The organism is Treponema sp. (assembly GCF_045657965.1).
Taxonomy (GTDB): Bacteria; Spirochaetota; Spirochaetia; order Treponematales; family Treponemataceae; genus Treponema_D.
This window is the reverse complement of the sequence record NZ_JAZOUG010000028.1, coordinates 1-7,349: the sequence shown is the minus strand read 5'-3', so window position 1 is coordinate 7,349 and position 7,349 is coordinate 1. Positions and strand designations below refer to the sequence as shown.

Sequence of the window (7,349 nt, the reverse complement as noted above, 5' to 3'; positions counted from 1 at the left end):
AATCAACAAGCTGATTAATCCCATTTTCTTTATCATAAATTCTTATACAGCTTTTTGAAAATAAAGAATGAAATAAATCAGTATAATTTACAGAAAGAATTGAAATTCTGGCATTATCAGAAAGAGTATTTTGTATTTCAGATGCAGAAATATGAATAACTGGCAGAATGATTAATGGAAGAAAGAGAAAATTTTTTATTTTGGGAAAAAATATATTTATCCGAAAAAACATTTATTTATATATTTTATTTTAACTTGAAAGTTGAGTTTCATCAATGTAAATGTTAATATGACTCATGCAAAAGCTTCCAAATAATAAATTAGATGTTAAATTAATCGCACTGGATCTTGATGATACTCTTCTTAATAATGATGCACAAATTTCTGATAAAAATGTTGAAATACTGCAAAAATGTGCTGAAAAAGGCATTTATGTTGTTTTGTGTTCAGGAAGGCTTGAAGCGGGGATTGTTCCTTTTGTGAGGCGCCTTCAAATTGCAGGAAAGGAAACCGGCCGTTATGTAATTGCAATAAACGGCTGTAGTGTTTTTGACACGCATGAGAGAAAGCAGATTTTATGTAATAAGGTTTCATCAGAAATTCTGCTTCGTGCTGATGAAATTGCAGTTAAGGCCGGTCTTCAGTCTCAGATTTATTCAACAGATACCATTTATTATGGCACTCTTACACCATGGATTCAAATGGATATTGATTTATGCAAAGTTAATGGTAAAAAGGCAGATAATTATAAAGAACTTCTTCAAAAAGGTTCTCCAAAAATGCTGGTTCCATGTAATCCAAGAACTCCGGAAGTAGTACAGGATCTTCTGAAAAAAATGAAAGATGAATTTGGAGATAAGGCTGTAGTTTTTACGAGCAAACCTTTTTTCCTGGAAATTCTTCCTCCAGATTGTGGAAAGGGAGAAGCTGTACTTTGGCTTGCAAAACACATTGGAATTGCCCCTGAAAGAACAATGGCTTTTGGTGACGGTATGAATGATGAAAGTATGATACGTCAGTGTGCTTATGGTGTTGCTATGAAAAATGCTTGTGACTATATAAAAGAGGCTGCTGATTTTGTTACAGAAAAAACAAATGATGAGAGCGGTGTTGGATTATTCATTGAGAAATTTGTTCTTTAAAAATTAAATTATTTTCATTTTCCCAGATTTCACATAATCTGTTATCAATGGAATCAATTATGGTTCCGGGTTTTAGATTAAGTTTTTGAGATGTTAAAATATTTAACCAGTAAAAAACTTTCGTTAGTTTGCTTTTGTTCTTATTTCCAATTTTCATTTCTGGATTAATTATTAACCTTGAAAAGAAAACCATTCCTGTAAGAACTCCGCTTCTTCTTAATCCTAATAGAAGTGAATCGAGTGTGATTTTAAAACTACCGAAAGTTAGCAAAACTTCACCGGCTGGAGTTATTAATGCAAACACTGTAATGAAGATAACAATAAAAATTGAGAGTAAAATATTTAACCTGCGTTTTTTTATACAGGCTAGTATAAAAAAAAGAATTGTAAAAAACCAGACTGAGCCTGTTAAAAGAATTTCCTTATTCATTTAGATTGCTCCGATTTTAAAACAAGATTAAACCATTTGGATTTCTGTATGAAAAGTTCAGAGAAGATTCCTAAAAGAAGTCCTGTAACCAGTCCTGAAATAAGCAGAATTGGTGCGATATATTTTGTGTTAGCACCAAAAAGAAAAAATCGTGCCAGAGTAATCTGGGCAATTGTACTGGCAAGAGATCCTGTTAGGCTTATTCCGATTGTACTGATATTAGCTAACTGTCGTTCGTTAGTAAATAGTTTATCAGTTTTATTTAATAATGAATATAATGCCATCATTGCAATTGCTGATGAAAATGAGCCTGCAGCTGAGAATAAAAAGATGTATGAAAAAAGAGTACCGGAAATAATTCCCTGTGCAGTAATCTTAAAAGCTGCCAAAAGTAAAACTTTTCTTTTGGGAAGCAGAAAAAGAGCCAGAATCACCGGCAAATTTGAAAGACCAAGACGCAGGAACGGTAATGGCTTTGGAATTGCATTTTCAATTGTTGAGAGAAAAAGGCAAAGGGCTGCAAGAAAAGGAACAAGCTTTTCGTCTGTATGTTTATATTTCATTATTTAAAAGGATCTTTTGACTGATCAACTGTCATTAATTCATCTACATTAACACCAAAAGGCATTTTCTGCATTGATTTTAATACTTCCTGATAACTGTAGGTTTTTGTTTCTGTTTTTTGTGCATTTAAAGCAGCAAGAACTTTTTGACAGGGGTTGTATTTTGCTGCTTTTGCAAAAAGTTCGTTTCTTGGAACAGCCCGTTTTGTTATTTTTAATTCTTCAGCAACCTGGCTTACTACAATATCGTCAATTCTTGTGCTTATCGAAGCAGATGAAACGAACGCTTCCTGAATAGATTTTAATGATGAATCATAAAAGAAGATTTTTACTGATTTTGGTGATTCTGATCCCAGTTTTGGTGAAGCAGATTCCGGGCTATCAGCAGATGTGTTTTCCTTAGCTCTGGCAATTTTTGATGCAAATTTTAGTGGATTAAGCGGGGAATCAATTTTTTCAGACAAACTATCGTTAGTATATAAATAAGTTTTTTCAATTGTAACTGCGTTTTCACAATTTAAGGCGAAAACTGATTTTTCAAGCCAGAAATCAAGATTATCATGTACAATATGAACATATTCTGTACCTTTCAGGTTTTGATCTTGTTCAGGAAGAGAATCATTTTTGATAAGATTTAAACTATCGTTAGTTTGCTTTTCTATATTAGTAAAGTTATTATTTCCATCGTTCTCAGGAATAAACTTTGTGTCAATTATTCCATCAATCTTTAATACTGAAATATCATCACCTGTATAGAGTTTGATTACGGGATGCATTTTAGAATCTCGTCCGAATAGACAAAGTGAAGCAGTCTTACTTAAAATTAAACCGTCATCAAAAGTTTCTTGAGAAATATTGTTTTCTGTTTCTATAAAATTTTTATCATTAGTTTTTGAGCAGGAAGACAATAACAATCCTGTTAAAGTTAGTGTTGTAAAAATAAAATAATAAAATTTCATGATTTAATTTTCGGCAGAATTATGATGAAGAATAAACATGCAGGAGAAATAATTTTTTAAGATAAAAAAAGCTGACCCTAAAGCCAGCTTTGTATTTTTTATTTATTCCAAGGATTGTTTCGGATAAATGTTTCGTTTCGCTCGTAGCCTACTGAAATGATACCTACTTCGGTTTTGCAGTAGTCTTCGACGAACTCTACGTAATCGCGGGCTTCTTTTGGGAGCTCTTCGTATGAACGGCATTCTTTGAGGCTCTTTTTCCAGCCCTTGAACTTTTTGAGGACTGGTTTTGCCTTTTCCATTGCAGGAACGCTTGCCGGGAAGTCAACGACTGTTTTTCCGTCGATTTCGTATGCAACACAGGCTTCGATTTCGTCGAATGTATCATAAATGTCGAGGTGTGTAAGAACGAGTGAATCGATTGAGTTTGTGATGCAGGCATAGCGGAGTGCAACTAAATCAAGGTAACCGCATCGACGTGCACGGCCTGTTGTTACACCATATTCACGTCCTGTTTTGCGGACGTATTCGCAAAGCTCGCCTTCACTTTCGTTGTTGAATTCGGTTGGCATAGGGCCGTTTCCGACTCGTGTCTGATATGCTTTGAAAACGCCGAGGATTTTGTCGAGATTTTTTGGACCAATTCCACATCCTGTAGCAGCACCTGCAGAGCATGAAGCACCTGAAGAAACATAAGGATATGTACCTGAATCGATGTCGAGCATTGCACCCTGGGCACCTTCGAAAAGAATGTTTTCGTTGCGGTATTCAAACATTTTTGCGGTAAGGTCAACTCGCATTTCGATTAATTTGTCTTTGTATTTGTTGAGATATTCTAGGTTTTCGCCTTCGTATTCCGCCATTTTTTCCGGCCAGTCAAGGTCTGCAAGACGGAGACCGTCGCGGTGTGCTTTTTCTGAATAAGCGATACCAATTCCCCGTCCAGTTGTACCAATCGGACGTTTGCGGCTTGCGTCGCGGTCTTTATCCATCTGGCGATAGCCCGGGAGAATGATGTGAGCGCGGTCAGAAATGAAAACGCGCCCTTCCCAGTTGATTCCGTTGTCTTTGAGCATCTGAAGTTCGTTAAAAAGAGCCTCAGGATCGATTACCATGCCGGCACCGAGGAAAACTGATTTGTTTGGATAAAGAATTCCAGACGGAACCTGGTGAAGAGCAAACTGTTTGCCATCAACTACGATTGTGTGACCTGCGTTTGGACCGCCTGCATAGCGCACTACATATTTTGCATCTTCTGCAAGATAGTCAACAATCTTTCCTTTTCCTTCGTCGCCCCACTGAGCACCGATAACAACGACCTTCATAAAAGCCCCCAAGTTTTAACACGCGTTTCTACGCAAAAATACATAAGATAATATCATAAAAAAAAATAGCGTTCAATAAGCAAAAAAAAATCCCCCACGACAAAGCGTGAGGGATGCGTCGCAACTTCGTTGCTTGGCGGGGCAAATCCCCTTATTTTAATGTGATGTTGCTGAATTCAACATCTGCACAGCGGGCTGCAAACAGACCAACATAGATGTTGTTTGCATCAACTGAAGCCAGATTAGCTTCGTAAGTGGCTGTGTCTTTTCCGTATTTTACAGTGTAAACATTGCCTTTCTTTGTGATTGAAAGGTCAATTACCTGTCCTTTTGCAGGAGCAGGCTGTCCGGCATTTTTTGTTTCTTTAAGCTGAGTGTTTGTTCTCATCCAGCTTGAAGTATAAGCATCGCCTGTAGCAATTTTAAGAGCACCTGCAGCAACATAATCAGAGTTGATTGTGTTGTCGAATTTGTCGATGTAAACATCGTCGCGTGCCATGAGACCGAATGAAACCTGGTTATTGTTTGCGAAGTTGATTAATTTAACTTTTGCAGAAAGAGTGAAATCTTTTGAAGCAGGGAGTTTCTGGAAGTAGAAAGCAATTCCGTCTGAAGCAGATGCAATTTTTCCTACTGATTTTGAACCGTCGCGTGGACCTGCGTGGATTTCTACAACACCGTTCTTTTCGATAATTTCATAGATTTCCGGATCCATGATTTTTTCTGCACCCCCGCAGTCACCGAATACAGTTCCGTACCATGGAGCAGTTGCCTGCCACAAGCCGCTTGCATCTTCAGCAGGAATGAATTCTGAATATTTTGGAACTACGTAGTCCGGGTTTTTAACAAGGAGAGCTTCTGTTGGAGCTTCTGCCTTTTTGTTTACGAGTTTAGCGAATTTTTTGTTTCCAGCGCTGACTGCCTGAATAACATCATAAGCAACTACTGAAGCACCGTAAGTGTTCAGGTGAGTGTTATCTGTTGAAGCCGGTTTGTGTGAAAGCTGTGCGTGGAATTTTGCAGTTCCTTCATCACCTGCTTTTTCATAGCGGTCTTTTGTGATTGCTGTTAAATCTACAACGAGAACACCTGTTTCTTTTCCGAGGTCACGGATTGCCTGTGCATAGTCTCCGCCCGGGAATCCTTCAACATCTTTTGTTACATGTACGTAAGAACCTTCGTATGCTTTGCCTGGAGCACGGCGTACGATTGGTGTACAGAGAATTGGTGTTGCCTTTTTGTCCAAAGCGAGCTTGATGTAGTTTTCGTAGAGGCTGTTTTTGAAAGAACCAGCTTCTTCTTTGCTTCCGTTTGGATTTGTATATCGTGATTCTTCAGCTTTTTCGTCATTGTGACCGAAGCCGATGATAAGGTAGTCGCCTTTTTTGATGTTGTCAGCCAGTGTTTTATAGTTTTTTTCTTTTAAGAAAGACTTTGAAGAGCGGCCTGACATTGCGAGGTTGATGACTTCGATTTTTTTAGGAAGAAGATAGTCCTGCAATTTTGTACCGTAGCCGTATCGAGGATAATAGTAAGGGTCATTGAATGAACTTAAAGTTGAATCACCAACAACAAAAAGTTTTGTACCTTTTGGATTTGCAAGGGTTTCGATAGCCTCGACTTTTTCAACTTTTTCGTTGTTAGCGATGGCATCTTCCAGAGCAAATGCAGAGAATGAAAGACTTGCCAGAATAGCAAGACTTGCAGCCAGAATTTTTTTCATTAGAAGCTCCTTTTTGGAAATAAATTTGGATTAATTATAAATCTATTCTGTGAAAAATTAAAGAGAAATTTTAACGTCTTTTTTTTCAATATTCTTAGAAATTTCTTATCGACATTAAAGGTTTTAAATCGTAAAATCGAAGTTATGAAAAATACAAAAGAGGTAAAAATTATGAAAAAAATGCTAAAAATGGCAGGGGTTTTTGCTGTATTTATAGCATTATCCGGCTTTATTTCATGCAGTGACGGAAGTGACGGAGGTTCAAGTGCAGGTGTTGATAATAATTCAAACGCAACTGTCGCACTTCAGTCAATTTCCCTCGATTCATTCGCAGCTTCTGTAATTGTTGATAATGAAGAGCGCATTTCTGTCAATAATACATACACAGTTGCTCCGACATTTACACCTTCAAATGCCTCAAACAAAAATTTTACGATTACAGTTTCACAGGTCCCAGCTGAAGACGGAACAGTTTCCACAGAGGAAGTTACATGTGTTTCAGTTGATTCCAGCGAGCTTACAATTTCAGGAAAAGCAGCAGGAACTTTCCGTCTGACAGTTACTTCTGAAGAAAATGCAGAAATTTCTGCATACCATGATTTTACAGTCAAGGAAGTTGCCCTTACGGGAATTTCTTTTGATTCATCAGTTCAGTCAGTTTATGTAGGAAGAAGTGCAACCTATACAGCAACATTTACACCGTCAGATGCTTCTGATAAAGATGTAACGTATTCTTCATCAGCTGAAACAGTAGCAACAGTTGATTCAAATGGTACTGTTACAGGTATTGTTGCAAGTGACTACTCTGATAACCGCACGACAACAATTAGTGTACAAGCTGCAAATGCTACTGAATTGTCAGCAAATTACACATTAACTGTAAACAATGTTTTGCCGACAGCGTTAAGTCTTAAAAAGACATCTTTTACAATTCAACAGTCAGGTGCTTGTAACATTGTTCCTGTATTCACACCAAGTGATACAACAAATCAAAATGTGACTTATGAAATTTCTAATGGAACTGATTATGCTGAAATCAGCAATGAAGGTGTTGTAACTGCAAAAACTGCATCAGGGACAGCTACAATTAAAGTAACTGCTGCCGCAACAACATCAGCATCAAAAATATTGACAGCTAATGCAAATGTTACAGTCATTAGTGAAAGTGATTACATTATTCAAGAAAACGAAACCGATAAAGGATTTG

General features: G+C 37.2%; 8 protein-coding genes. 2 read left to right on the top strand and 6 right to left on the bottom strand.

The annotated features are described in order from the left end of the window. Window positions 1-232 (bottom strand): hypothetical protein (locus ACKI5B_RS00765; RefSeq protein WP_407425044.1); only part of this gene is annotated, 232 nt, incomplete at its 3' end. A gap of 64 nt (window positions 233-296) precedes the next feature. Here ACKI5B_RS00765 and ACKI5B_RS00760 point away from each other — a divergent pair. Beyond that, window positions 297-1,142, top strand: coding sequence for a Cof-type HAD-IIB family hydrolase (locus tag ACKI5B_RS00760; RefSeq protein WP_407425043.1), 846 nt, complete (start codon window positions 297-299; stop codon window positions 1,140-1,142). On the opposite strand, the gene ACKI5B_RS00755 is transcribed toward ACKI5B_RS00760, so the two are convergent. The 5 genes from ACKI5B_RS00755 to ACKI5B_RS00735 all read right to left on the bottom strand — a co-directional run bounded on the left by ACKI5B_RS00755 (window position 1,120) and on the right by ACKI5B_RS00735 (window position 6,142). Next, complete coding sequence (locus tag ACKI5B_RS00755) at window positions 1,120-1,572, bottom strand: hypothetical protein (protein ID WP_407425042.1); 453 nt, start codon at window positions 1,570-1,572, stop codon at window positions 1,120-1,122. The genes ACKI5B_RS00760 and ACKI5B_RS00755 overlap by 23 nt on opposite strands. Beyond that, a complete protein-coding gene (locus ACKI5B_RS00750; protein ID WP_407425041.1) occupies window positions 1,569-2,135 on the bottom strand; it encodes a Gx transporter family protein in 567 nt (188 codons plus the stop codon). Before ACKI5B_RS00750 ends, ACKI5B_RS00755 begins: the two co-directional genes overlap by 4 nt. After that, entirely contained in the window at window positions 2,135-3,094 is a 960-nt protein-coding gene (locus ACKI5B_RS00745; protein ID WP_407425040.1) for a hypothetical protein, read from the bottom strand. Before ACKI5B_RS00745 ends, ACKI5B_RS00750 begins: the two co-directional genes overlap by 1 nt. Before the next feature lie 98 nt (window positions 3,095-3,192). Further along, the gene (gene purA, locus ACKI5B_RS00740) at window positions 3,193-4,419 is read right to left on the bottom strand and encodes an adenylosuccinate synthase (RefSeq protein WP_407425039.1); all 1,227 of its coding nucleotides are present in this window, start codon (window positions 4,417-4,419) and stop codon (window positions 3,193-3,195) included. A 151-nt stretch (window positions 4,420-4,570) separates the two neighbouring features. Beyond that, on the bottom strand, window positions 4,571-6,142 hold the full coding sequence (locus ACKI5B_RS00735; RefSeq protein WP_407425038.1) for an SGNH/GDSL hydrolase family protein: 1,572 nt from the start codon (window positions 6,140-6,142) through the stop codon (window positions 4,571-4,573). Between the two features lie 144 nt (window positions 6,143-6,286). On the opposite strand from ACKI5B_RS00735, the gene ACKI5B_RS00730 reads away from it, so the two are divergent. After that, window positions 6,287-7,349: Ig-like domain-containing protein (locus tag ACKI5B_RS00730; RefSeq protein ID WP_407425037.1), on the top strand; the 1,063-nt coding region annotated here is incomplete at its 3' end.